This is a genomic window from Hydrogenophaga sp. A37, assembly GCF_002001205.1.
In the GTDB taxonomy this organism is placed as follows: domain Bacteria; phylum Pseudomonadota; class Gammaproteobacteria; order Burkholderiales; family Burkholderiaceae_C; genus Hydrogenophaga.
In genome coordinates this window covers 1-24104 of record NZ_MUNZ01000181.1, presented here as the reverse complement: position 1 = coordinate 24104, position 24104 = coordinate 1, and the positions used below count along the sequence as shown (strand labels likewise).

At 66.0% G+C, this 24104-nt stretch carries 20 protein-coding genes and 1 pseudogene; 10 read left to right on the top strand and 11 right to left on the bottom strand.

Features of this window, described 5'->3' with window-relative positions:
* The first annotated feature begins 16 nt into the window (after positions 1 to 16).
* From B0E41_RS24105 to B0E41_RS24085, 5 genes are all read left to right on the top strand, one after another.
* Positions 17 to 1678, top strand: a complete 1662-nt coding sequence (locus tag B0E41_RS24105) for a DUF2235 domain-containing protein (RefSeq protein ID WP_171984864.1) — start codon at positions 17 to 19, stop codon at positions 1676 to 1678.
* Between the two features lie 52 nt (positions 1679 to 1730).
* Positions 1731 to 2687, top strand: coding sequence for a hypothetical protein (locus B0E41_RS24100; protein WP_077335292.1), 957 nt, complete (start codon positions 1731 to 1733; stop codon positions 2685 to 2687).
* Entirely contained in the window at positions 2684 to 4612 is a 1929-nt protein-coding gene (locus B0E41_RS24095; protein WP_077335290.1) for a type IV secretory system conjugative DNA transfer family protein, read from the top strand. The genes B0E41_RS24100 and B0E41_RS24095 overlap by 4 nt, the downstream gene beginning before the upstream one ends.
* A 121-nt stretch (positions 4613 to 4733) precedes the next feature.
* Positions 4734 to 6068 carry a phosphoglucosamine mutase gene (glmM, locus tag B0E41_RS24090; RefSeq protein ID WP_077335288.1) on the top strand — a complete coding sequence of 445 codons (1335 nt, stop codon included), beginning with the start codon at positions 4734 to 4736 and terminating at the stop codon, positions 6066 to 6068.
* Positions 6068 to 6556 (top strand): GNAT family N-acetyltransferase, encoded by a 489-nt coding sequence (locus tag B0E41_RS24085; RefSeq protein WP_077335286.1) that lies wholly within the window; start codon positions 6068 to 6070, stop codon positions 6554 to 6556. Before glmM ends, B0E41_RS24085 begins: the two co-directional genes overlap by 1 nt.
* A 108-nt stretch (positions 6557 to 6664) precedes the next feature.
* Here the strand turns inward: B0E41_RS24085 and B0E41_RS24080 are convergent, their stop codons facing one another.
* The 11 genes and pseudogenes from B0E41_RS24080 to B0E41_RS24030 form a co-directional block, all read right to left on the bottom strand.
* The gene (locus B0E41_RS24080) at positions 6665 to 7867 is read right to left on the bottom strand and encodes a DUF1343 domain-containing protein (RefSeq protein ID WP_077335284.1); all 1203 of its coding nucleotides are present in this window, start codon (positions 7865 to 7867) and stop codon (positions 6665 to 6667) included.
* Positions 7864 to 8460 (bottom strand): DOMON-like domain-containing protein, encoded by a 597-nt coding sequence (locus tag B0E41_RS24075; protein WP_143433999.1) that lies wholly within the window; start codon positions 8458 to 8460, stop codon positions 7864 to 7866. Before B0E41_RS24075 ends, B0E41_RS24080 begins: the two co-directional genes overlap by 4 nt.
* Complete coding sequence (locus B0E41_RS24070) at positions 8460 to 8903, bottom strand: hypothetical protein (protein ID WP_077335282.1); 444 nt, start codon at positions 8901 to 8903, stop codon at positions 8460 to 8462. The genes B0E41_RS24075 and B0E41_RS24070 overlap by 1 nt, the downstream gene beginning before the upstream one ends.
* A gap of 63 nt (positions 8904 to 8966) precedes the next feature.
* The gene (gene arsB / locus B0E41_RS24065) at positions 8967 to 9995 is read right to left on the bottom strand and encodes an ACR3 family arsenite efflux transporter (protein ID WP_077335280.1); all 1029 of its coding nucleotides are present in this window, start codon (positions 9993 to 9995) and stop codon (positions 8967 to 8969) included.
* Between the two features lie 11 nt (positions 9996 to 10006).
* Positions 10007 to 10509: pseudogene (locus tag B0E41_RS24060) on the bottom strand (arsenate reductase ArsC).
* 30 nt (positions 10510 to 10539) lie between these two features.
* The gene (gene arsJ / locus B0E41_RS24055) at positions 10540 to 11787 is read right to left on the bottom strand and encodes an organoarsenical effux MFS transporter ArsJ (protein WP_077335278.1); all 1248 of its coding nucleotides are present in this window, start codon (positions 11785 to 11787) and stop codon (positions 10540 to 10542) included.
* Between the two features lie 10 nt (positions 11788 to 11797).
* Positions 11798 to 12841 (bottom strand): ArsJ-associated glyceraldehyde-3-phosphate dehydrogenase, encoded by a 1044-nt coding sequence (locus B0E41_RS24050; protein WP_077335276.1) that lies wholly within the window; start codon positions 12839 to 12841, stop codon positions 11798 to 11800.
* 4 nt (positions 12842 to 12845) lie between these two features.
* Complete coding sequence (locus tag B0E41_RS24045) at positions 12846 to 14210, bottom strand: hypothetical protein (protein WP_253195138.1); 1365 nt, start codon at positions 14208 to 14210, stop codon at positions 12846 to 12848.
* Positions 14207 to 14557, bottom strand: coding sequence for a helix-turn-helix transcriptional regulator (locus B0E41_RS24040; RefSeq protein ID WP_077335274.1), 351 nt, complete (start codon positions 14555 to 14557; stop codon positions 14207 to 14209). Before B0E41_RS24040 ends, B0E41_RS24045 begins: the two co-directional genes overlap by 4 nt.
* A 92-nt stretch (positions 14558 to 14649) precedes the next feature.
* Positions 14650 to 15672: a polyphosphate kinase 2 gene (ppk2, locus tag B0E41_RS24035; RefSeq protein WP_077335314.1), complete on the bottom strand. Its 1023-nt coding sequence runs from the start codon at positions 15670 to 15672 to the stop codon at positions 14650 to 14652.
* 153 nt (positions 15673 to 15825) lie between these two features.
* Positions 15826 to 17982, bottom strand: coding sequence for a PhoX family phosphatase (locus B0E41_RS24030; RefSeq protein WP_077335272.1), 2157 nt, complete (start codon positions 17980 to 17982; stop codon positions 15826 to 15828).
* 223 nt (positions 17983 to 18205) lie between these two features.
* Here B0E41_RS24030 and B0E41_RS24025 point away from each other — a divergent pair, with 223 nt between their 5' ends.
* The 5 genes from B0E41_RS24025 (at position 18206) to B0E41_RS24005 (ending at position 23876) form a co-directional block, all read left to right on the top strand.
* Positions 18206 to 19057: a GNAT family N-acyltransferase gene (locus B0E41_RS24025; RefSeq protein ID WP_077335312.1), complete on the top strand. Its 852-nt coding sequence runs from the start codon at positions 18206 to 18208 to the stop codon at positions 19055 to 19057.
* 135 nt (positions 19058 to 19192) lie between these two features.
* Positions 19193 to 20080 (top strand): UDP-2,3-diacylglucosamine diphosphatase, encoded by an 888-nt coding sequence (locus B0E41_RS24020; RefSeq protein WP_077335270.1) that lies wholly within the window; start codon positions 19193 to 19195, stop codon positions 20078 to 20080.
* 54 nt (positions 20081 to 20134) lie between these two features.
* The gene (locus B0E41_RS24015) at positions 20135 to 21253 is read left to right on the top strand and encodes a glycosyltransferase family 1 protein (RefSeq protein ID WP_077335310.1); all 1119 of its coding nucleotides are present in this window, start codon (positions 20135 to 20137) and stop codon (positions 21251 to 21253) included.
* Between the two features lie 67 nt (positions 21254 to 21320).
* Entirely contained in the window at positions 21321 to 23384 is a 2064-nt protein-coding gene (gene ppk1 / locus B0E41_RS24010; protein ID WP_077335268.1) for a polyphosphate kinase 1, read from the top strand.
* Positions 23385 to 23393: 9 nt separating this feature from the next.
* Positions 23394 to 23876, top strand: a complete 483-nt coding sequence (locus tag B0E41_RS24005; RefSeq protein WP_077335266.1) for a histidine phosphatase family protein — start codon at positions 23394 to 23396, stop codon at positions 23874 to 23876.
* Positions 23877 to 24104: the final 228 nt, after the last annotated feature.

Here is a 24104-nt window from a genome sequence, read left to right as displayed (position 1 = left end):
CAAGGGATGAATGGGTATGGGAACCACCGTTGAGCGCAATCTGACGCACACTGAAATTCAGCAGGTGCAAGTGCAACGTGACGCCATGGGCCAGCTTCACAGTGCACAAGCCGGAAAGTTCGTTTTCTTTGCTGCGTTCGATGGAACAAACAACGACAAAGACAACTTGAAGCTGTCGGGGAACCCGTATCCGACCAACGTCGCCAATCTGCACAGACAGGCTCTGGATGCATCGCAGTCAGATGAAAGTTTGAAGGTCCGCTATTACCCCGGGGTGGGTACGGGCGGCGACATGGGCGGATTGCTCCAGTCGGGGCCGTTTCCCACAGAACCGGTGCAAGTCGCTGCCAACAAATCCTATCGACATTTGGCAGAGCAAGCCGACAACTTCCTCCGCGACAACCCCACCGCCACCCACCAAGACATCAGCCTTGCCAGCGTCGGCTTCAGCCGGGGAACGGCGTCCCAAGTGCTGCTGGCCCAGATGCTCAACGAAAAGGGTCTGGTGACAGAGGACGGCAGGCGACTGGCGCCCCCCGGCGGCATCGAGGTCAAGGGCATGGTGATGTTCGACCCCGTGCACAGCTACATCAAGGGAGACATGCGCCTGCCGCCCAATGTGAAGGGCGATGTGCTGGTGGTGCGGGCCGATGACGAATTTCGCACCGAGTTCAAGGCGGCCGACTACAGCCTCGACCCGCGCGTCAAAACCGTCAACCTGCATGGCAACCATTGCGGCATCGGCGGGGGTTCTCACCAGCGGGGCACGGCGGCCGCTGCGCTGGAAGGCTCGACCAAATACTTTCAGAACAGCGGGGTGGGCGTGGCGGACGTTCCCGCCAGCCTGCGCTTCAATGCCGACGAGCCGATACCGCTTTACTCAGAGGCCTACCAGACCGCGCGCAATGGCGACAAGCTGTACAGCGAGCCTGTCGACGGCGACCCGGCGCGTTCCAAGCCGCTGCTGCAATGGGGGGTGCAGGGCGAGCGCGGTTCGCGGGGAACGACGCCGGTGCATGCTGACCCTGGGCGCTTCGAGACCTTCCCCGAGCACATGCGCGGTGTGTTGAAGGACGACCGCCTGACCGATGTGCAGAAAGACAACCACGTGCTGCTGCAGCAGCGGTTCGACCATCGGATGTTGAACACCGGCATGCCGGATGCCGAGAAGCAGGTGGTGCGGACGCAAATCGAGCGGCAATTCCACGAACTGGCGTCCAGCGGACGCCTGAATCAGCCGGTTCAACAGACCGAACGGGCCATGAACGGCGTGTTCGCCGCAGCCGCTCGCCCCGCCCAGCTGGCTTCTCAGGCGCTCGGGGAGTCGCTGGGTGCCGTTCACGTACAGGCTCGACAAAGCCTCGGTGCCGGTTTGGCGAACCAGGGCCTTTCAGCTGAACAGATCGAGCAGGTGCAGGCTTACGCAGTGCGGTCAGCGGCTCAGCACCAGATGGGTCCCGGGGCGAGCTGGATGGGATTGAGCCTGGACGGCAGCCGTGTGGCCATGAAGGATGCTGCCGGTGCGATGTGGGACTTTCCTGTCCGAGAGGCTTTCCAGGCATCTGCAGACGTGCATTTGCAGAACGCCACGGACCTCGAGCGCCGCCGGGGAGATGCCACGGCACTGGCACAGGTTCCGCCACAGGCGGTGCCGGCCCAGGAGATGGCGCGCGCTTGAGACGCTGGGGGCTGTGTGACAGCCCATCAAACACATGAAACAGGGATGACCGATGAAGACCAAAAGACTGGGTGCGTTGTTGCTGACCGCCACACTGGCCGCGTGTGGGCAACTGCCTCTCGACTTTCTACAGCCCCAACGCAGCGGGCTTGAAACCCTGTCTCAGCAGATCGGTCCCGATGCGGGCCGTTTGCACTTTGATTTCGAGTTCGATGACAAGGCCGATGCGGCGGAGGGTGAGGTCGGTTCGGGCTACATCGTGGTGAGCCGCGCCGGCAAGGAGTTGCAGGCCCTGCCACACGCCTTTGAGATGCCGCGAAGCCGACTGGACCGGCAAGCTTGGATGGACTTTAAGGACTTCAACGGCGACGGCTTGCTGGACTTCAAGGTCACGCGCCTGTTTGCCATGGACGGCAAACTGCCGGTCGACAGCCTGTACCAGTTCGATGCCAAGACGGGCACCTTTGCCCAGGTGGACGTGGTGTCCAACGCTGGCGAGATTGAGTCGACCGCACCGGGTTGTTTGTCGTTGAAGCTGGTCAATGCCGCCGGCCATGCCAAGCAGGAAAACCACTGCTTTTCGCCCTCCACCGCGCGCTGGGTTCGGGCTAAGCCGGAGGTGGCCCCAAAGGGGGCTGCGGTGGCGCGTGTCGAAGCGGTCTGCGACCCGCTGACGCCCGAGTTGATCGGCTGTCGCCGTGCGCGCATTGAGCAAGACCGTGTGCTGTTGACGATGGTGCGCGAGTACCGCATGGGGAAAAAGCAGGCCCTGATCGGCTTGCAGGGCAAAGGCTATGCCGAGGCCTACGCCAGAACGCAGGACCTGGACCACCAAAGCTGGCACCTCTACCGCGACGCTCGTTGCGCTGCTCAGGTGCGGGAGCAGGCGGTGGCCGTCAAGGCCCTGCCCGCAGCGACCGAGCTGTGCCGCTACGACTGGTCCCGCGATCAGTTGCGTCGCTACAAGGATCAGATCGCGCGTTTGGGTGATGGGAAAAGCAAGCCATGAGGCAAGCCAAGCTGCTGTTCTTTCTGGTGTTGTTGGCGGCAGCCCTGTTCGCAGGCCTGTACCTGAGCGGTCTGGTGCTGTTCTGGCGCCTGGACATGCCATGGGCGCGCATGGGGTGGCTGGACTACGGGCGTTACTGGTCGGCCTATTCGGACGTGCCCGCCCACGCTGGGGTGATCAAGAGCAGCGGCGTGATCGGGTTTGCCGTGCCATTGCTGGTGCTGGTGGCGCTGACCGCATTGATGCTGTTCCGTAAAAAACCCAACCTGTACGGCGAGGCCAGGTTCGCGACCGCTGGTGACCTGCGAGAGCGCCACATGCTCAAGCCCGACGACACGGCGTTGGTGGTGGGCAAGAAGGACGGCAAGTTCGTGTACTTCAACGGCCAGCAGTTTGCCTTGTTGGCCGCACCCACCCGTTCGGGCAAGGGTGTGGGCATCGTGATTCCCAACCTGCTGAGTTATCAGGGCTCGGTCGTGGTGCTCGACATCAAGCAGGAGAACTTCGACCTCACGAGCGGTTTCCGCGCTCGCTATGGGCAGGCTGTGTACCTCTTCAATCCCTTCGCCGAAGACCGACGCACGCACCGCTGGAACCCGCTGTCCTATGTGTCGCGGGACGAACATTTCCGCATCAGCGATGTGCAAAGCATCGCCGCCATGCTGTACCCGGTGTCGGACCTGCACAAGGACCCGTTCTGGGCCAATCAGGCGCAGAACGCCTTTGTGGCTTTCGCGCTGTACGCCTTCGAGCAGGCAGCGTACCTCTCTGAACAGTTCGACGCCCCCTACGATGCACCCACCATCGGCGGTCTGTACCGTCTGGCGTCTGGCCGGCCGGGGCAGGAGATCAAGGCCTACCTGTCGGAGCTGGCGGCCTGGCCACAGCTGAGCCCGAGCGCGCGCACCGCGTTCGCCACGCTGCTGGGGCAGGCCAACGAGACCTTCGCCAGCATCATGGGCACCTTCAAGGAGCCGCTGAACCCCTGGCTCAACCCGGTGGTGGACGCGGCCACCAGCGGCAACGACTTCGATTTGCGCGACGTGCGCAAGCAGAAGATGAGCATCTACGTGGTGATCCAGCCCAACAAGCTGGCCGAGAGCCGCCTGATCCTCAACCTGTTCTTCAGCCAGCTGATCAACCAGAACACGCGCGAGCTGCCGCAGGCCAACCCCGAGCTCAAGCACCAGTGTCTGCTGCTGATGGACGAGTTCACCAGCATCGGTCGGGTCGACATCATCGCCAGCGCGGTGAGCTTCATGGCCGGCTACAACCTGCGGCTGATGCCCATCATCCAGAGCATGGCGCAGCTGGAGTCCACCTACGGCAAAGAGACCGCGCGCACCATCATGACCAACCATGCGCTGCGCATCATCTTCGCGCCGCGCGAACAGCAGGATGCCAATGAATACAGCGAGATGCTGGGCTACACCGCCATGCGCAAGGACAGTGTGAGCCGCAGCCGTTCGCGCGAAAGCAGCTACACGCGCAGCGAGAGCGACGAACGTCGCGCGCTCATGCTGCCGCAGGAGCTCAAGGCCATGGGCGACGACAAACAAATCCTGCTGGTCGAAGGCATGGCTCATCCGGTGATGGGCGAGAAGATCCGCTACTTCAAGGAGTCGACGTTCAAGGAGCGCCTGCTGCCCAAGGTGGAGGTGCCCATGCTGGTCTTGCAGGGCAGCCAGCCCACGGCCACCACGGCCCCGGCGCAGGCACCGGTGGTCCGCGACACCATGGTGCAGCACGCGCCGCCCGTGGTTCACCAGAGCGTCGAATCCTCGCTGGCGCAGCAGCACGAGGCGCACCGCCTGCGAACACCCGAAGCGCCCCTGGAGTACACGGGGTTGGCGGGTATCGGGCAAGAGGTGGACGATGTGATGCGCAGCCTGGCAGGCCTGTCGCTGGACGCAGCTGCTCGCTGAGGATTTCGCTGGCGCAGGCGGTGCCTGGCGGCCGGTGCCGTGGCCCTAAAATGGTGCCCGGGCTGCGTCCAGTCGGATCGGTCTTCTCCGCGGGCCAGGCCCACCCCTCTTTTCTCCCCCTATGACACGCACCTACTTTGGCACCGACGGCATCCGCGGCACCGTCGGCCAAGCGCCGATCACCCCCGACTTCGTTCTCAAACTCGCTCACGCCGTGGGCCGCGTGCTCAAGCGCACCGAGGCACACCCCACGGTGCTGATCGGAAAAGACACACGCATCTCAGGCTACATGCTGGAAAGCGCGCTGGAGTCGGGCTTCAACTCGGCCGGCGTGGATGTTGTCTTGCTCGGCCCTGTGCCGACACCCGCCGTGGCCTACCTGACCCGAGCGCAGCGCGCCAGCCTGGGCGTGGTGATTTCGGCCAGTCACAACCCGTTTGGCGACAACGGCATCAAGTTCTTCAGTGCCCAGGGCAACAAGCTGCCCGACGACTGGGAGCATGCCGTGGAGGCCGAGCTGGCGCAGGACCCGGTCTGGGCCGACTCGCGCAACCTCGGTAAGGCGCGTCGCATGGACGACGCGGCCGGGCGCTACATCGAGTTCTGCAAGAGCACCTTTTCCAGCGAGCTCACGCTCAAGGGCCTGAAGATCGTGGTCGACGCGGCGCATGGCGCGGCCTACCAGATCGCCCCCGCCGTGTTCCACGAACTGGGCGCGGAGGTGGTGCGCATCGGCTGTGCGCCCGATGGCCTGAACATCAACCACGAGGTGGGCGCCACGCACCCGCAGGCGCTGGTCGCTGCGGTGGCGGCGAACGGTGCCGACTACGGTGTGGCGCTGGACGGCGATGCCGACCGCTTGCAGCTGGTGGACGCCAGCGGGCGCCTCTACAACGGCGACGAGCTGCTGTACCTGATCGTTGCCGATCGCATCGCGCGCGATGTGGATGTGCCGGGCGTGGTGGGCACGCTCATGACCAACATGGCGGTCGAGGTGGCGTTCAAGCAACGCGGCGTGAAATTTGTGCGCGCCAAGGTGGGTGACCGCTACGTGCTGGAAGAGCTGGAGCGCCACGGCTGGACCTACGGTGGTGAGGGCTCCGGCCATTTGCTGGTGCTGGACCGGCACACCACGGGCGACGGGCTGGTGTCGGCACTGCAGGTTTTGCAGGCCTGTGTGGGCAGTGGCAAGACCATGGCCCAACTGCTGGAAGAGGTGACCCTGTTCCCGCAAACCTTGATCAACGTGCGCCTGCAACCGGGGCAGGACTGGAAGACCAACGCCTTGCTGCCCGAAGAAACAAAGCGTGTGGAGGCCGACCTGGGCGACACCGGCCGCGTGCTGATTCGCGCCAGTGGCACCGAACCGCTGTTGCGCGTGATGGTGGAGGCGCGCGACGCGCAGCTGGCGCAGGCCTGCGCCGAGCGCCTGGTCAACGCGGTGAGGGCCGGCTGATGGCGGTCACGTTGTCGGTCCGCCGCGCGGACTACCTGAACGCACGCGATGCCGCTGCCGTGGTGGCCTTGCTCGACGCCTACGCCAGCGATCCCGCCGGTGGCGGCGAGCCGCTCTCTGATTTCGTCAAAGCGAACCTGGTGCGTGAGCTCGCGGCCCGTCCGCAGGCCTACAGCGTGCTGGCGTTCGACGGCGAGCAAGCGGTGGGTCTGGTCAATTGCATCGAAGGGTTTTCGTCCTTCAAATGCAAGCCGCTGGTCAACGTGCACGATGTGGCCGTGCTCGCCAGCCACCGCGGGCGTGGCATCGCCGAGCAGATGCTGGCCGAGGCTGAGCAGATCGCCATTCAGCGTGGCGCGGTGAAGATGACCCTGGAGGTGCTCTCGGGCAATGCGCCGGCGGTCAAGCTTTACCAGCGCATCGGCTACGCCGGTTACCAGCTCGACCCGGCGATGGGCACGGCGCAGTTCATGCAAAAGTGGCTGTAGGTCCTCCACCCCCGCCGCGCTGCGCGCGACCCCCTCAAGGGGGCGATGCGTGCGGCCCGGCGGAGCCGGTTCCGCCGCATCCTGGCCGTTCGCGTTCGATCCTCCTGCTCAGTAGAGCAGGAACGGCTTTCGTTTTTCTAGCCAGGCGGCTTCGTCTGGTGCCGTCATCGCGTCGAGGTCTTCAGGTGTTGACTTCGGATCGTCCACCCACTCCCGCAACGCCGGCCCGCCGTTGATCAGGTCAATGGCCAGACGATCGTGTTCGTATTCGTAGGCGAAGTCGCGCCACAGCGGGTAGCTGGGCGCTTGCATCCGCACGGCTTTGAACGCCAGGGCCTGCAGCCGCCAGGGTTGGAAGGTGGCGTGGTGATAGTGCGTCGGGTCTTCGACGTGGATCTGCACACCGGCGCAGAGCTGGCCTGCATGTTTGTGAAACGTCGGCTCGAAGAAACACTCGCGCAGCACGCAGCCTTGCAGCCATTGCGGTGCGGTGCGGCGCATGTCGGCGATGAGCTGCCTGGCATCCATGTCGGGGGCGCCGAACAGTTCGAGCGGCCGCGTGGTGCCGCGGCCCTCGCTGAGCGTCGTGCCTTCGAGCATCACGGTGCCGGCGTAGGCGCGGGCCATCCAGAGGTTGGCGGCGTTGGGGCTGGGGTTGACCCAGGTGCGCTTGGTGGGCCAGCCGAAACCTGGGGCTGCATCGGGCGCCCAGCCTTCCATCGTGATCACGCGGTAGTCGACCGTGAGACCCAACGTGGCGATGAACCAGTGGCCGAGTTCGCCCATGGTCATGCCGTGGCGCATGGGCATGGGGCCGGCGCCGACGAAGCTTTCCCAGCCGGTGCGCAGCGTCAGCCCTTCGACCGGTCGACCGGCGGGGTTGGGGCGGTCGAGCACCCAGACGGCCTTGCCGTGTTGGGCGGCGGCTTCGAGCACGTAGCGCAGCGTGGTGATGAAGGTGTAGATGCGGCAGCCCAGGTCTTGCAGATCGACCAGCAGCACATCGAACGTGTCCATCATGGCGTCGGTCGGCCGGCGCACCTCGCCGTAGAGGCTGAACACTGGGATGCCGAGGCGCGGGTCGAGGTAGTCGGGCGACTCGACCATGTTGTCCTGCTTGTCGCCGCGCAGGCCGTGCTGCGGGCCGAAAGCAGCGGAGAGCTTCACGTCGGGCAGGGCGGCCAAAGCATCGAGCGAATGTGTGAGGTTCCGCGTGACCGAGGCCGGGTGGGCGAGCAGGGCGACGCGGCGGCCGGCGAGTGGTGCGCGCAGGGCAGGGTCTTCGATGAAGCGTTCGATGCCGAATTTCATGCGGGGCTTTGAAGGGCGGAAGGTGCGGGGAGCAGGCGGTGGGTCCAGCCGCCTGCGTGGTGGAAATCGGGCCGCTCGGCGCGCGGGTGGTGCAGCGCCCAGTAGCTGAGCTGGCCGTCTCTGGCTTCAATCACGGCGTTGAGGCCGATCACCCATGAGGCCAGGTCTTCGGGCACGGGCAGCAACGCTGGCGGCAGCCAGACGCTCAGGTCCAGCGCGTGCGCTGTGCGCTCGCAGGTAATCACGGGCGGGTGATCGGTGCTTTCGGCGGCGCGGTCGCGCACCCGTTCTGCGCTGAAGCGGTAGGCCGCCCACTGACCCGACGGTGAAAAGTTGAACTCGCGATAGGCCGCGTTGCCGGCCGTGCCCACGAAGGCTTCAAAGCAGGTGTGTTGCCAGAGCCCGTCCGCCGGGCCGGACGGCTGGGGCTGGGGCTGGGGGATGAGCAGGGTGTTCAGGTCGCCGGTGAGCGTGTATTGGAGCCGCCAGCCCGCGCCATCGGCGCTCATCGAAACGCCCAGTTGCAGCGCGTCGGGGCCAGGTGCTGCCGGATGGGCGAGCAGCGTCAACGCCGCAGCGTGTGGACCCCGCATCAGGGTTGGTAGCACTTGCCGGCGGGATCGACGTCCATGCGGATGAGCTGGTTGCTGCCGCCGCCCCAGACATTGCCGCCGGTGAAGCTCAGGCAGCCTTCGCCTTTGTAGTGCGTGACAACGCGGCGCGCGTCGCTGCCGAAGTAGAACGGAATCCAGCGTTTGCCGGTTTCGTGGTTGTACAGCTCGTCGTAGTTCCCGATCAGCTTCAGCACCTGCTGCAATTCCATGCCGATTTTTACCTTGGCGAAGCGGCTGTCGGGCACGGGCGTGCCGGAGACTTCGCCCTCGAACTTGCCGTCAGGCGACTTCACGGTGCGCACCTCCTGGCCGCTGGCCGAACGCCCTTCGCTGGGCTTGGCGGGGTCGAGCGAGACGCTGGAACACCCGAGGATGGCGATGGACATGGCGCCCAGCGCCAGGGTGTTTCGCAGTGAGGTCATGGTGACTCCTTGAGGTGTGATCGACGGTGGCGGTCATTGTAGTGAGCGCCACGCGGCCATGGCTCAGTGGGAGGGTGGTGCAAACCAGTGCGGGGTGCGGTTGATGAAGGCCACCAGCGACAGCATCACCGGCACCTCGACCAGCACGCCGACCACCGTGGCCAGCGCGGCGCCCGAGTGCAGGCCGAAGAGCGAGATTGCCACCGCGACCGCCAGTTCGAAGAAGTTGGAGGTGCCGATCAGGCAGGCGGGCGCTGCGATGTCCCCCGGCAGCTTGAGCCATCGCGCACCCACGTAACCGATGGCAAAGATGCCGTAGGTCTGTATCAGCAGCGGCACCGCGATCAGCCCGATCACCAGCGGCTGGGCCACGATGGTCTGTGCCTGGAAGCCGAACAACAGCACCACGGTGGCAATCAGGCCCACCACCGACCAGGGTTTCAGCGCCTTCACGAAACCGCTCACCGCTCCCTCACCGCCGCGACTGCGTTGCCACTGGCGCGTGAGCACGCCGGCCACCAGCGGCAGCACCACGTAGAGAACCGTGGACAGCAGCAGCGTCTGCCAGGGCACGGTGAGGTCGGTCACACCGAGCAGGAAGGCCGCGGTGGGTGCGAAGGCGAAGACCATGATCAGGTCGTTCACCGAGACCTGCACCAGGGTGTAGTTGGGGTCGCCCTTGGTGAGCTGGCTCCAGACGAAGACCATGGCGGTGCAGGGCGCCACGCCCAGCAGGATCATGCCGGCGATGTATTCGCTGGCCGACTGCGGGTCGACCCAGTCGGCGAACAGGTAGCGGAAGAACAGCACGCCCAGCGCGGCCATGGTGAAGGGCTTGATGAGCCAGTTGATCACCACCGTGAGCATCAGGCCCTGCGGCTTCTTGCCGACGTCGCGCACGGCCGCGAAGTCGATCTGGATCATCATCGGGTAGATCATCACCCAGATGAGCACGGCGACGATCAGGTTGACGTGGGCCACCTCGACGGCGGCGATGGCGGCGAAGCTGGCGGGTGTGAGCAGGCCCAGACCGACCCCGGCGAGGATGCCCAGGCCGACCCAGACGGTGAGGTAGCGTTCAAAAAGTCCCATGGGTGAAAGTGTCAAACCGTGGCCGGCTGTTCCCGCCCGACGTTCTGCACTTCCTGGGTCAGGGCCAGGCGGCTAAGCTTGTCGATGGGCAGGCACATCAACAGTGATATGCGGCGCGACATCACACTGAACGCTTCGGAAAACGCCCGCTGGCGCTGCTCTTCCGTGCCGGTGGCGGCGGCCGGATCGGCCACGCCCCAGTGGGCCGAGATCGGCTGACCGGGCAGACCTCGGCGGCGGCCTGGTCGCAGACGGTGAAGACGAAGTCCATCACCGGAGCGCCGGGCGCGGCGAACTCGTCCCAGCTTTTGCTGCGCAGGCTGTCGGTCTTGTAGTGGTTGCGCTGCAGCAGGTCGATGGTCATGGGGTTGATGGCGCCCACGGCGTGGCTGCCCGCGCTGTAGCCACGGAACATGCCGGCCGACTGCGCGTTGAGGATGGCTTCGGCCATGATGCTGCGGGCCGAATTGCCGGTGCACAGGAAGAGCACGTTGTAGACCTTGGGGGTGTTCATGGGGGTGTCCTTGTCGGGTGGATGGAATGCCTATGCAGGGGTCGAGGGAGAAGTTTGGAGCGCCAGACGCGTGGGCAAACCCAGTGTCAGCAACCAGCACATCAGCAGCATCAGTGCCGAGCCGACCAGCGCATAGAGCAGGCCGCCCCATTGGTAGAGCAGGCCCGACATCAGCGTGCCGAAGAAGCGGCCCAGCGCGTTGGCGGCGTAGTAGAAGCCCACGTCTTCGGCGGCTTTCTCGCTGCCTGCGTAGGCGAGGATCAGGTAGGAGTGCACCGAGGAGTTGACGGCGAAGGCAAAGCCGAACAGGCCCAGGCCGCCGACCACCCACCACTGCAGGTTCGGCGCTTCGAGCAACACGGCGGCTGCGATGCCCGCCGGGATCAGCGCGAGGCCCAAGGACCACCAGCGCGCCGCCGGCACTTCGCTGCTCAGCCCGTCCGCACTGCGCTTGACGATGTGGGGCGCGAGCGCCTGCACCAGGCCGTAGCCGATGGTCCAGAGCGCGAGGAAGCCGCCGACCATGGTGAAGGTCCAGCCCTGTGAATACAGGAACACCGGCACACCGACCACGAACCACACGTCGCGCGCGCCGAACAGCGCCACACGCGCAGCGGCCAGCGCGTTGATGCCGGCGTTCTTCGCAAACAGTTCCTTGGCGGATTGGGATGCCTTGCTCTTGCCCATGAGCGGTGGCACAAAGCCCACCACGCCCGCCAACACCAGCACCAGCAAGCCGGCCATGGCCCAGAGCGCGTGCTGGAAGCCCAGCGCATCGAGCAGCAGGCCACCGAGGAAAAAGCCGAAGCCCTTCATGGCGTTCTTGCTGCCGGTGAACCAGGCGACCCACTTGAACAGCTGACCGGAGCCCTGGTTCTTCGCCTGGTCGGCGGTGATCTTGATGGCCGACTTGCTGGCGGTCTTGGTCAGGTCCTTGGCCACGCCGCAGATGCCTTGCGCGACCATCACCCAGGCCACCGACATGACCGCTGTCCAGGCCGGGTTCAGCAGCGAGAGCAGGGTGAACCCGGTGATCTGCGTGACCAGGCCCACGGTCAGCATGCGCTGAATGCCGTAGCGCGTGGCCAGCCAGCCACCGATCAGGTTGGCCAGCACGCCGGCCGCTTCGTAGAGCAGGAACAGGAAGGCCAGCGTGAACGGCGAATAGCCCAGGCGGTAGAAGTGCAGCAGCACCAGCATGCGCAGCGCGCCGTCGGTGAGCGTGAAACCCCAGTAGGCGGTGGTGACGATGGCGTAGTTGCGGGTGGCGGTGTTCATCGTGCCCCGATCAAATGCCCTGCGCTTCCAGATGACAGGCGAGGTCCACCATGCGGGTGGCGTAGCCCATCTCGTTGTCGTACCAGGCGTAGACCTTGAGCAGCGTGCCGTCGGTCACCATGGTCGAGAGGCCGTCGACGATGGCGCTGCGCGTGTCGCGCGCGTAATCGGCGCTCACCAGCGGGCGGCTCTCGAAGCCCAGGATGCCGGCCAGCGGGCCGTTGGCCGCGGCTTCAAACAGCGCGTTCACTTCTTCGGCCGTGGTGGCGCGGTTGAGTTCGAACACGCAGTCGGTCAACGAGGCGTTGAGCGCTGGCACGCGCACCGCGTGGCCGTTGAGCTTGCCTTTGAGTTCGGGGTAGATCAGCGCGATGGCGGTGGCGCTGCCGGTAGTCGTGGGCGCGAGGTTGACCATCGCGCTGCGCGCGCGGCGCAGGTCTTTGTGCGGCGCGTCCACCACCAGGTTGGTGTTGGTCGGGTTGTGCAGCGTGGTGATCTGGCCGTGGCGGATGCCGATGGCTTCGTGCACCACCTTCACGACCGGGGCCAGGCAGTTGGTGGTGCAACTGGCGGCGGTGACGATGCGGTCGCGCGCCGGGTTGTAGAGGTGCTCGTTGACACCGACCACGATGTTCAGCACATCACCCACCTTCACCGGCGCGGCCACGATGACCCGTTTGGCACCGCGGTCCAGGTGGCCCTGGATCGTTTCTGGCGTGAGGAATTTGCCGGTGCATTCGAGCACCAGTTCCACGCCGAGCTCGCCCCAGGGGATCTGTGCGGCGGTGGCGTGTTCGGAAAAGCCCAGGCGCTGATCGTTGATGCGGATGGCATCACTGCCCTCGGCGGCGATGTCCGCGCGCCACTTGCCCTGCACCGTGTCAAACGCCAGCAGGTGGGCGGTGGCCGCAGCACCGCCCTTGATTTCGTTGAGGTGCACGACCTCTAGGCGGTTGCCGCTGCGCGGGTCGATGGCTTCGCGCTCGATGGCGCCAAACGCCGCGCGCAGGGCCAAGCGCCCCATGCGGCCCATGCCGTTGATGCCGACTTTCATGTTGTCATTCCTGTTTGAAGATGGAAGGAAGGCCGCCGGAAGGCAGCGATGGCCCCGAGGGCTGAGAAGTGGGAGCGCAGGATGCCGCCAGGGTTCGGGCGGGCAGCACCACCACCGGTGAGAAACCGCCGCCTTCGGTGCGGAAATTGGTGGTCTGGCCCGACCAGGTGCGCGCGGCCAGCAGCTGCACCTGGCCCCGGTAGGTGTAGGCGCGCAGGTCCAGCTTGAGCCGCACGGTCGCGTCGCCCACGCGCACCAGCCGTTCGCTGGGCGGCACGGTGGCCTGGGCGACATAGTTGCCGGCCAGGATCTCGCCCCACACGCGCCGCGTGAGCTTGTCGCCCCGGTAGGCGGCGCGCGCGCCGAAGCTGGCGGCGGGTTTGAAGAACAGCTCGCGACGTTGCGCCCAAAGCGCATCGGCTTGCTCGACCGTGACGCGCTGTGTGGCGGGCACCACCTGGTGCAGCACAGCGCGGTCGGCTTCACTCACGCCCCAGGCTTCGAGCAGCGCGGCGTCGGACAGCGCGATCAGGTTGCGTTTGTCGGCGTACAGCGCGTGGGTGCGGGGATGCGGCGTGACCACGGCCGCGCCCGCGCGGTAGGCCTGCTGCAGCGCGTCGTGGCCGCTGTCCTGCAGGTAGAAATCCGTCAGGCGGTTGTAGACCAGGTCCACCGGCATGCCGGCGGGCAGCGCCGGGTGCCAGAGCGCGCCATTGCGGCACTGCAGCTCGCGAGCATCGGCCACCACGGCAATCAGGCCGTGTGCAGCGAGCAGCGCGCGCGCCATTTGGAACTCGGGCGCCAGGTACTGCTCGCCGGGCGCGTCGTCCACGATCAGGATGTTGCGCAACGGTGCGTCGCCGCGCTGCGATTGCCATTCGGCGCGGAACATGTCGACGAAGGCCTCGTCCAGAAGCCGCAGCGTGTCCCGCGGATCGAACACCTGCTGGAACGACTCGCAGCAGGCGCGGTGCGCCCGCGCCAGGGCGGCGTTGAGCAAGGCGCCTCCGGCGTTGCTGTTGATCTCGATCAGGCGCGGCCCCTCGTGGGCGAGGTGGAAGTCGTAACCCATGAACACGCCGGCGGGCCCATGGTCGAGACTGGCGATTTGTGGCGCGCGTGCGAGGGCTTGCTGTTGCCAGGCGGGCAGGGCGATGACACGTTCCAGCGCGGCCACTGCGTCGGTGATCTGCACCATCACACGCGGGTCGAGGAAGACGGCGGTGCGTGAGAACAGGTGCGGGTGGCTCTGTGCCAGCCGCTCGGTCAGGCCGGCCAGCGCGGGCTCGGTCTCCAGCTGTTGCTGCAGGCGCTGTGGTTCCAGCGTCTGGCAGGCGCAGCCGAGGTTCAGTGTGTCAGCGAGGTTCATGCCGGGTCTCCGCAATCGCTGCAGCCCGAGGGTGTCACCTCGCAAGGCTGCCCGCCGCAGCAGTGCTCGGTCAGGTAGCCCAGCAGCGCGTTCATGCGGTCGAAATGGGCGCGGTAGATCAGGTGCCGACCCTGCGGCTCGGCGCTCACCAGATCGGCGTGCACCAGCTCCTTAAGGTGGAACGACAGCGAACTCGGCGCCACCCCCAGGCGCTCGGCCATCACCCCAGGGGTCAAGCCCGCCGGCCCAGCGACCACCAGTTCACGAAAGGCGCGCAACCGCACCACCTGGGACAAGGCGGTGAGGGCGCTCAGGGTGTTCTGTTCAATGGGGGTGGTGGTTTCCATAGTTCAATGATATTCGAAATATAGAAATGAAAAAAGCTCCGTCAGGACGAGAGGCCTTCAACTTCAACCGAGGATGAGCGCAAGCGAAGACCTCATCGGAGCGGATGCCCCCACCCAGAACGCGGTGGAACCGGCTCCGCCGGGCCACTCGCGTTGCCCCCCTGGGGGGTGACGCCGCAGGCGGCGCGGGGGGGGCAGTACACAGCCGGAATCAAGATGTCGTCCGGCACCGCTTGGCGCTTGTAGTCCTCGTGCCGTTCGCGCTGAGGCAGCACGATGCTCGGCCGGGGCACTTCGGCGTAGGGCATCTGTTGCAGCAGGTGGTGGATGCAGTTGAGGCGAGCCTTCTTCTTGTCGTCGGCCTGCACCACCCACCAGGGCGATTCGGGAATGTGGGTGCGCTCCAGCATCACTTCCTTGGCCTTGGTGTAGAGCTCCCAGCGGCGGCGGCTCTCCAGGTCCATGGGGCTGAGCTTCCACTGCTTGAGCGGGTCGTGGATGCGGCCCATGAAGCGCAGGTGCTGCTCTTCGTCCGAGATCGAGAACCAGTACTTGATGAGCTGGATGCCGTTGCGCACAAGCATCTTCTCGAACTCGGGCACGTCGCGGAAAAATGCCTCGTACTGCTCGTCGCTGCAGAAGCCCATGACCTTCTCGACGCCGGCGCGGTTGTACCAGCTGCGGTCCAGCAGCACGATCTCGCCGCCCGCCGGCAGGTGGGTCACGTAGCGCTGGAAGTACCACTGAGTGCGTTCACGGTCGTTGGGAGCGGGCAGGGCGACCACGCGGCAGACCCGCGGGTTCAGCCGCTGGGTGATGCGCTTGATCACGCCGCCTTTGCCCGCCGCGTCGCGGCCTTCAAAAATGATCACCACTTTGTGGCCTGTGGCGACCACCCAGTCCTGCAGCTTCACCAGATCACCCTGCAGCCGGAACAGCTCGCGGAAGTAGGTGCGGCGGGCCTCGTTGCTGCCCGCGACCGGGCTGGACACAGCGCCGCCTTGCAGCGCCGCCTCTTCCAGCACCCGGTCGTCCATCTCCATTTCCAGCTCTTCGTCATACCCGTCGAGCAACTCGTTCTGCACCCGGCGCAGCCAGGCGGCGTCGCGGTCAATCGAAATTGAAGTGTTCAAGTCGTCCATCAAGATTCCCCAAAAAGCCAGCCGGAGCGAGGTGTCTAACCCAGACACACCAAGGAGCAGGCTCCGCCGGTCCAAGGTGTGGTCCCCCTGGAAGGGGGAAGCCGACAAGCGGCGCAGGGGGGAGCGTCAGCTCCCAATGATTCCGCCGTCGTTCTTCGTGATCACGATGGTGGCCGAGCGCGGGCGCTGGCCGGCGCCGTAGCCGGCGTTGGCAGGCCACTGGCTCTGGAACTTGGACGGATCGTTCACATCGGCCATCTTGGTGCTCTCACCCGGGTGCTGGATGTTGATGAACACCGCGCGACCGTCGGGCGTTTCGCACCAGCCGGTGATCTCGCTGCCCTTGGGGCCGACCAGAAAACGCGCCAGCGTGGTCGGTGTTGGGGTCTTGCCCACATAGGTGGTGACGTCCTTGTCGCCGTGTTTGACCGTGCGGGCACCGCCGTCGCCCAGCTTGCCCGGGATGGCGGCCAGCATCATGCAGTTGGTCTTGTCGGTGTAGGCACCGTCGTCGGTCTGGATCCAGCAGATGCCGGTGGCCGGGCTGAACACCAGGCCGTCGGGTGCGGACATGTCGTTGTCGTCGGTCAGGCTGGAGAGGTTGACGGTGGACTTGTCCGCGCCGGCTTCCGAACCGAACACATAGATGTCCCACTTGAACGACGACCCAGCGGACGAGGCATCGGCCAGGCGCACGATGTGGCCGTTGACGTTGCCCTTTTGTTCCTTGCCGTCCTTCATGTCGGTGTAGGCGCGCGGGTTGGCGGCGTCGGCCGTGGCAGCGGTGCGGTTGCTGTTGTTGGTCAGCGTGAAGTAGACCTCGCCGGTGCGCGGGTGCACACCGTTCCACTCCGGGCGGTCCATCTTGGTGGCGCCCACGGCGTCGGCGGCCAGACGGGTGAAGATGGCCATGTCGGCGTTGCTCTTGAACTCGAAATACGAGCTGCCGGCGAGCACCGGGTTGTTCATCGAGAGCTCCAGCCATTCGCCGCTGCCGTCGCCTTTGAAGCGAGCGGCAAACAGCGTGCCCTTGTCGAGGTACTTGTCACCGGCGGACAGGCGGTTGGCCGGGCTGGCGTCTTTCGGGTCCCATTTCGCTTCGGATACGAACTTGTAGATGTACTCGCCGCGCGCGTCGTCGCCCATGTAGGCCACGATGGGCTGGCCGGTCACGGGCTTGGCGAAGGCCACGCTTTCGTGGGCGAAGCGGCCCAGGCCGGTGCGCTTGCGCATGGGGGCTTTGGTGTCGTACGCGTCCATCTCGACCACATAGCCGAAGGTGTTCATCTCGTTGCGGTAGTCGTCTTTGGCGCTGGCGCCGATGGCGCTGTTGTTCCAGCGCACGAAGCGGTCGTCGGCGCCCGCGCTTTCCCAGCCGTGGCGGCTGGCTTCGCCGGCCTTGCGGCCATAGCGTTTGAGGCCTTGCACCTGCTTGTCTTTCTTGCGCGCGTCATCGTCCTTGGCATCGCGGAAGAAGTAGCCAAACCAGTTTTCTTCGCCGCTCACGAAGGTGCCCCAAGGGGTTTTGCCGGTGCCGCAGTTGTTCAGCGTGCCGCGGCTCTGCGTCGCGTCGGCGCTGAATTTGGTCACCAGGTGCTCGCTGCCACGGGCCGGGCCGTGGATGGCGGCGGGGGTCATGGTGGTGACACGGCGGTTGAACGGCGAGGCAGCTTGGTAGGCCCACTGTTTGCCGTTGCTCTGCACTTCCACGAACGACAAGCCGTGGATGGCCAGTTCCTTGTCCACTTCCGAGGCGGGGCGGGGCAGGGTGGAGGTGCCGCCGTTGGCGTGGATGAAGAACGACGACAGCTTTTCGTCGGTGGTGGCTTCGTGGTTCATGGCCAGCAGGCCGCGGCTGGTGAACGAGTTGGAAGGCTGACCGCTCGCGTCCAGGCCGAACCATTCCATGCCATCGTGGTGGTCGCCGGCGCGTTGTTCGAAGGCGGCGTCGGTGCCGTCGTTCTTGTAGGCGGGGGTGGCGGCGGTGAGCGGGTCGCCCAACGCGTAGATCACTTGCGCGGTGTAGCCCTCGGGCACGACCACCTTGTCGGCGAGGCTCTTGGCCACGGGCTTGAAGCCCAGGCTGTTCACCGTGGTGCCGCCGCCGCTCATGGTGGTGGCGCAGCCGGTCAGGGCCGTGGCGCCAGCCGCCACACCGACGAGGCCGGCACCTTTGAACAGGCTGCGACGGCTCAGGCGGCTGTCCAACACCTGCTCGAAGGCCGGGTTGGAGGAGGTGTTGGAGTCTTCGTCGTTGAAATTCATGGGGGTGTTTTTGGACATGGGTGGTGACACGGTTGAAGAGGAACGCTGCGCAGTCTGATCGGCCGTTGTGAAACTTTGATGACAGCTTGAAGACGCCACGAAGCGGTCGTTGGGGGTGTCAAAAAAAGTTCATCTGCGCGCCACAACGCAGTCATGTGGGCTGCCCAGAATTCACCGCATGTTCAGAAAAACCATCCACCACGCGTCCATGAGTGGCGCGCCTTTCTTCAAGGAGCCCGCCATGCGAGAACTGCCCACACCGACGCTGGACCTGTCTCCATCGTCCATTTTCCGGGGGTCACTTCATCCCCGCTCTCCGCTTGTTTCGGCGGTCTCTCGCACCGAAGCCCATGCGCCGGCCGGCATTGAGGTTGGCTGGGCGCGGAACCTGGACGAGGTCCGCGAAGCGCAGCGCCTGAGGCACGACGTGTTTGCGGGTGAGATGGGCGCCATCTTGTCCGGCGCGCTGCCAGGCCACGACGTGGACCTGTTCGACGACTTCTGCGAACACCTGCTGGTGCGCGATGTTGCGACCCGCCAGGTGATCGGCACCTACCGCGTGCTCACCCCCGAGCAGGCCAAGCGCGTGGGCAGCACCTACAGCGACACCGAGTTCGACCTGGTTCGCCTGCGCCACATGCGCGACCGCATGGTGGAGCTGGGCCGCAGCTGTGTGCACCGCGACCACCGCCACGGCGGCGTGATCATGGCCCTGTGGGGCGCGCTCGCGGCCTTCATGCAGCGCAACCGCCTGGACATCATGATCGGCTGCGCCAGCATCCCCATGCAGCACGAAGGCGAGCACGGTGTCGTCGGCGGTGGCCATGTGGCCGCCAGCATCTGGCGCCAGGTGAAAGACAAACACCTCGCACCGGTCGATTGCCATGTGCGTCCCCGTCTGCCGCTGCCGGTGGACCAACTGGACGACACGCTCGATGTGGAGCCACCCGCGCTCATCAAGGGCTATTTGCGCCTCGGCGCCAAGGTCATGGGCCCACCGGCCTGGGACCCAGATTTCAACGCCGCCGACCTGCCGATGATGATGCGCATCGCGGACATGCCTCCTCGTTACCGCCGGCACTTCGGAGTGTGAGATGGATCACCCCCGCCGCGCTGCGCGCGACCCCCTTCAAGGGGGCGGCACTGGCCGTCCGGCGAAGCCGGCCCGGCGGTGCCCTGGGTGGGGGGCATCGTTGCGGCGCCGGTGTTCTGTTTGCAAGGAGCCAACATGAGAGCCGTCTTTGAAGCCTTGGGTGGTGCGGGTTTGGGCGGGGCGCTTCCCTTGGGGCCTGAGGTCGGCGACGAGCCCCATGACGATGTGGCAGGACGGCCCCGCTACCGGGCGGTCTTCATCTCTGACGTGCACCTGGGCACACCGGGTTGCCAGGCTGTGGCCTTGCTCGACTTCCTCAAGCACCACCCGAGCGACACGCTGTACCTGGTGGGCGACATCATCGACGGCTGGCAGTTGCGCCGAAAGTGGTTCTGGCCGCAGGCGCACAACGACGTGGTGCAGAAGCTGCTGCGCCGCTCGCGCAAGGGCTGCCGGGTGGTGTTCGTGCCGGGCAACCACGACGAGTTCGCGCGGCAGTTCGATGGCCAGCGCTTCGGCGGCATCGAGGTGCTCAATGAAACCGTGCACACCCTGGTCGATGGCCGCCGGCTGTGGGTGGTGCATGGCGACCACTTCGACGGCGTGATCCAGTGCGCCAAGTGGCTGGCCTACGTGGGCGACAACCTCTACGGCGTCACCCTGACCCTGAACCGCCATCTCAACACCGTGCGCCAACGTCTGGGCCTGCGCTACTGGTCGCTGTCGCAGTACCTGAAACACAAGGTGAAGCGGGCGGTGAACCACGTCTCTGACTTCGAGCGTGCCGTGGCCGACGAGGCGCGGCAACGCGGTTTTCAGGGCGTCGTGTGCGGGCACATCCACCGCCCCGAGATGCGCACCATCGACGGCACCTTGTACGTTAACGACGGAGACTGGGTGGAGAGCCTCTCGGCCTTGGTCGAGCACATGGACGGTCGGCTGGAGCTGCTGCACTGGCACCCCCGCCACTCGGGCGGCGAAGGGACCAGTGTGCCCATGGGGGCTGCCTTGGTGCCTGCCTAGGATGAAACCGCCCTCACGCTCACTTCGTTCGCTGCTGCTGTGACCCCCGTGCCCATGAACATTCTGCTGGTGACGGATGCCTGGTTGCCGCAGGTCAATGGCGTAGTGAGCACGCTGGTGGAGCTGGCGCGGCAGCTGCAAGGCATGGGTCACGCCGTCAGCGTGATCCAGCCGGGGCAGTTCCGAACCCATGCTTGTCCGGGCCATGCCGGCATCGACCTCGCGCTGTTTCCCGGCCGGCGCCTGACCCAGCTGATGGACGAGGCCCAGCCCGACGCGATCCACATCGCCACCGAAGGCCCGCTGGGCTGGGCCGCCCGGCGCCATTGCCTGCGCCGCGGCCTGCCTTTCACCACGGCGTTCCACACCCGCTTGCCCGAGATCCTGAAAACGGCGCTGGGGGTTCCCTTGTCATGGGGGTACGCCTTGTTGCGGCGCTTTCACCGCCCCAGCAACGGTGTCATGGTGCCCACCAGCGGGGTGCTGCAGACGCTGCAGCAAAAGGGCTTTCGACGGCTGCGCGCATGGACGCATGGGGTGGACACCCGGTTGTTTGCGTTCGCGCCAGAAGCCACCGAGTCGCCCGCACTGGGCCACCTCGCGCGCCCCGTGAGCCTGTACGTGGGGCGCCTGTCGCACGAGAAGAACGTCAAGGCCTTTCTGGATCTGGACCTGCCCGGCAGCAAGGTGGTCTGTGGGGCCGGGCCGCTTGAAGAAGGGTTGCGCGACGCCCATCCCAACGTGCACTGGGTGGGGGTGTTGCCGCGCTGCGAGCTGGCCAAGGTGTACGCGGCCTCCGACGTGTTGGTGTTCCCGAGCCGCCACGAGACCTTGGGGCTGGTGATGCTCGAAGCCATGGCCTGCGGTGTGCCGGTGGCGGCGCACCCGGTGGACGGCCCCCGGCAGGTGGTGGGCGACAGTGGGGCCGGTGCGCTGCGCGAAGACTTGCACGAGGCGTGGGCCGAGGCCCTCAAGGTTCGGCGCAGCACCGCACGGCAGCGGGCGCTGGCGTTTGACTGGGAGCGTGCCGCGGCGCTGTTTGTTTCCCACCTCGTGCGTTTGCCCCGGCCCCTGCGCACGTCGCGCGAGCACCGACCGATGACGGAAGGCATGTCCATCCTGCCGCTGCGGCGTGCCAATGTGTCACACAAACGTCACGCGGTCGTTGAATAATCGTCACAAGTTGGCGCTGGTGTCTCCGTCGGAGACCACCGCTGCCTGACACCTTCTGACGAATCGAATGAAAGCTGAATCTTCGAACCCGGGCCTGGTGCTGTTGGACCGCGATCAAAGCATCCTCGCCTTCAACGAGCGTGTCATGGACTGGGCGCGTCGCGACGGCGTGCCACTGCTGGAGCGCCTGCGCTACCTGTGCATCGTGTCCAGTAACCTCGACGAGTTTTTTGAGGTGCGCATGGCGCCGCAGCTCAGCGCATTCAACCTGGGCGAACACCGTGGCCAGTACACCGCCAGCAGCTACGAACATGTCTCGAAGCAGCTGCACGAGCTGGTCGCGCAGCAGTACGCGATCTACAACGACGAGCTGTTGCCCTTGCTGGAAAAGCAGGGCATCAAGCTGGTGTCGCACGGCGAGCGCGATGCGCGGCAGCAGCAGTGGGTCAAATCGTTTTTTCACCGCGAGGTGCAGCCGCTGCTGATGCCCGTGGGCTTGGACCCGGCCCACCCGTTTCCGCAGGTGGCCAACAAGTCGCTCAACTTCATCGTCCGCCTCAAGGGCAAGGACGCGTTTGGCCGCGAGAACGAGGTGGCCATCGTCAAGGTGCCACGCATCCTGCCGCGCTTCTTTCGCATGCCGCCGGTCAAAGGCTCGAAGCAGTCGCACTTCGTCTCGATCTCCAGCCTGATCCGTTCGCACCTGGACGACCTGTTCCCCGGCCGCCAGGTGACCGAGTTTTCGCAGTTCCGCGTGACGCGCCACTCCGATCTGGCCGTGGACGAGGAGGAGGTGAAAAACCTGCGCACCGCGCTGCGCAAGGGCTTGCAGCAGCGCCACTACGGCGAGGCGCTGCGGCTGGAGGTCTCGGCCGGTTGCTCGGAATTTCTGTCGGGCTTTCTGTTGGAGCAATTCGCTCTGCCGGCGCAGGCGCTGTTCAGGGTGCCGGGGCCGGTGAACCTGGTGCGGCTGAACCAGCTGATCGACCAGGTCGATGAGCCGTCCTTGCGCTTCGAGCCTTACAGCGCCGGCTGGCCGGTGCAGCTCACGCCCGGGCAATCGTTTTTCGAACGGCTGCAACAGGGCGACGTGCTGATCCACCAGCCCTACGAGAGTTTCGACGCTGTGCTGGCCTTCCTGCGCGAGGCGGTCGACGACCCCGACGTGCTCGCGATCAAGATGACGATCTACCGCGCCGGCGCCAAGTCCGAGCTGATGAACCTGCTGCGCGAAGCGGTGCGGCGCGGCAAGGAGGTCACGGCGGTCGTCGAGCTCAAGGCCCGCTTCGATGAAGAGGCCAACATCAACTACGCCGAGCGACTGGAGTCGGTGGGCGCGCAGGTGGTGTACGGCGTCGTCGGGCTCAAGACCCACGCCAAGATGCTGCTGGTCACGCGGCGCGAGAGCGGTGGACTGCGGCGCTACGCCCACGTGTCCACCGGCAACTACAACCCGGGCACGGCGCGCCTTTACACCGACCTGAGCTACCTCACGGCCGACCGTGTGCTCACGGCCGATCTGGAGCAGGTGTTTCTGCACCTGGCGAGCCAGAACCGCCTGCCGCGTTTGAAGAAGGCGGTGATCGCGCCGTTCCACCTCTACAAGGCCATGCTCGAGCACGTCGAGAGCGCCGGGCTGGCGGCGCAGGCCGGGAAAGAGGCCCGCATCATCCTCAAGATGAACGCGCTGACCGACGAGCCGATGGCGCGCGCGCTGGCGCTGGCGTCGCAGCGTGGCGCGAAGATCGACCTGATCGTGCGCGGCGCCTGCATCCTGCCGGCGCAGGTGCCGGGTGTGACCGACAACGTGCGGGTGCGCTCGGTGATCGGGCGCCTGCTGGAGCACTCTCGCGTGTTCTATTTCCGTGTCGGGAGCGAAGAGTCGCTCTGGCTGTCGAGTGCCGACTGGATGAACCGCAACATGCTGCGCCGCGTGGAGCTGGCCTGGCCGGTCACCGACCCGGTGCTGCGCCAGCGCGTACTGGACGAGTGCCTCTCGGCCTGCCTGCACGACACGAAAGACGCCTGGCTGTTGCAGCCCGATGGCAGCTACCTGCCTGCGGGCGACACCGCGACCACGCGGCACTCGGCCCAGGCGGCGCTGATGGCACGCTACGGGCACAAAGGCTGAGGCATTCCCATGGACCTCATTCTCTGGCGCCACGCCGAAGCACACGAACACCCCGAAGGCATTGAAGGCCTGCAGGGGGACGCTCTGGATTTGGAGCGCCGGCTCACACCGCGCGGGGAAAAGCAGGCCGCCCGCATGGGCGCCTGGCTCGACCGCCAACTGCCCGAGGGCGCCCGCGTCTATGCAAGCCCTGCGCAACGCGCCCAGCAGACGGCCGCTGCCCTGGGCCGCAAGTTCCGCACGCGCGACGAGCTGCTGCCCGGGGCCGAACTGGAGTCGGTGCTGGCGCTGGTGGGCTGGCCCGATGGCCGCTCGCCGGTGGTCGTGATCGGCCACCAGCCCACGCTGGGCCAGGTGATTGCGCGGCTGCTGCGCTTGCCCGAGCCCGAGTGCCCCATGAAAAAAGGGGCGCTCTGGTGGCTGCGCAACCGCGAGCGGGCGGGGCGGATGCAGAACCTGTTGGTGACGGTGCAGACACCAGAATTGACCTGACACCCCCGCCGCGCTTCGCGCGACCCCCTGAGGGGGCTGCACTGGCCGTCCGGCAAAGCCGGCCCGGCTGTGCCCTTGGTGAGGCCTTCTCATGCCTCGGCGTTTTGCTCCGGCTGCTTTGCCTTCAAAGCTGTCCGAGATCGCTGCGGATCAGGCCTTGGTGACGGCGGCCTTTTTGGCGACCACTTTCTTGGCGGGCTGAACCACCACCTTGGCGGCGGGCGGGGC

Excerpts from the sequence above, each read along its gene's own strand:
- B0E41_RS24045 (WP_253195138.1), bottom strand. The coding sequence starts at position 14,210 with ATGAACCTCGCTGACACACTGAACCTCGGCTGCGCCTGCCAGACGCTG.
- glmM (WP_077335288.1), top strand. The coding sequence starts at position 4,734 with ATGACACGCACCTACTTTGGCACCGACGGCATCCGCGGCACCGTCGGC.
- B0E41_RS24085 (WP_077335286.1), top strand. The coding sequence starts at position 6,068 with ATGGCGGTCACGTTGTCGGTCCGCCGCGCGGACTACCTGAACGCACGC.
- B0E41_RS24100 (WP_077335292.1), top strand. The coding sequence starts at position 1,731 with ATGAAGACCAAAAGACTGGGTGCGTTGTTGCTGACCGCCACACTGGCC.
- B0E41_RS24040 (WP_077335274.1), bottom strand. The coding sequence starts at position 14,557 with ATGGAAACCACCACCCCCATTGAACAGAACACCCTGAGCGCCCTCACC.
- B0E41_RS24015 (WP_077335310.1), top strand. The coding sequence starts at position 20,135 with ATGAACATTCTGCTGGTGACGGATGCCTGGTTGCCGCAGGTCAATGGC.
- B0E41_RS24025 (WP_077335312.1), top strand. The coding sequence starts at position 18,206 with ATGCGAGAACTGCCCACACCGACGCTGGACCTGTCTCCATCGTCCATT.
- arsJ (WP_077335278.1), bottom strand. The coding sequence starts at position 11,787 with ATGAACACCGCCACCCGCAACTACGCCATCGTCACCACCGCCTACTGG.
- B0E41_RS24070 (WP_077335282.1), bottom strand. The coding sequence starts at position 8,903 with ATGACCTCACTGCGAAACACCCTGGCGCTGGGCGCCATGTCCATCGCC.
- B0E41_RS24030 (WP_077335272.1), bottom strand. The coding sequence starts at position 17,982 with ATGTCCAAAAACACCCCCATGAATTTCAACGACGAAGACTCCAACACC.
- B0E41_RS24105 (WP_171984864.1), top strand. The coding sequence starts at position 17 with ATGGGAACCACCGTTGAGCGCAATCTGACGCACACTGAAATTCAGCAG.
- B0E41_RS24005 (WP_077335266.1), top strand. The coding sequence starts at position 23,394 with ATGGACCTCATTCTCTGGCGCCACGCCGAAGCACACGAACACCCCGAA.
- B0E41_RS24020 (WP_077335270.1), top strand. The coding sequence starts at position 19,193 with ATGAGAGCCGTCTTTGAAGCCTTGGGTGGTGCGGGTTTGGGCGGGGCG.
- B0E41_RS24080 (WP_077335284.1), bottom strand. The coding sequence starts at position 7,867 with ATGAAATTCGGCATCGAACGCTTCATCGAAGACCCTGCCCTGCGCGCA.
- B0E41_RS24050 (WP_077335276.1), bottom strand. The coding sequence starts at position 12,841 with ATGAAAGTCGGCATCAACGGCATGGGCCGCATGGGGCGCTTGGCCCTG.
- B0E41_RS24095 (WP_077335290.1), top strand. The coding sequence starts at position 2,684 with ATGAGGCAAGCCAAGCTGCTGTTCTTTCTGGTGTTGTTGGCGGCAGCC.
- ppk1 (WP_077335268.1), top strand. The coding sequence starts at position 21,321 with ATGAAAGCTGAATCTTCGAACCCGGGCCTGGTGCTGTTGGACCGCGAT.
- B0E41_RS24075 (WP_143433999.1), bottom strand. The coding sequence starts at position 8,460 with ATGCGGGGTCCACACGCTGCGGCGTTGACGCTGCTCGCCCATCCGGCA.
- arsB (WP_077335280.1), bottom strand. The coding sequence starts at position 9,995 with ATGGGACTTTTTGAACGCTACCTCACCGTCTGGGTCGGCCTGGGCATC.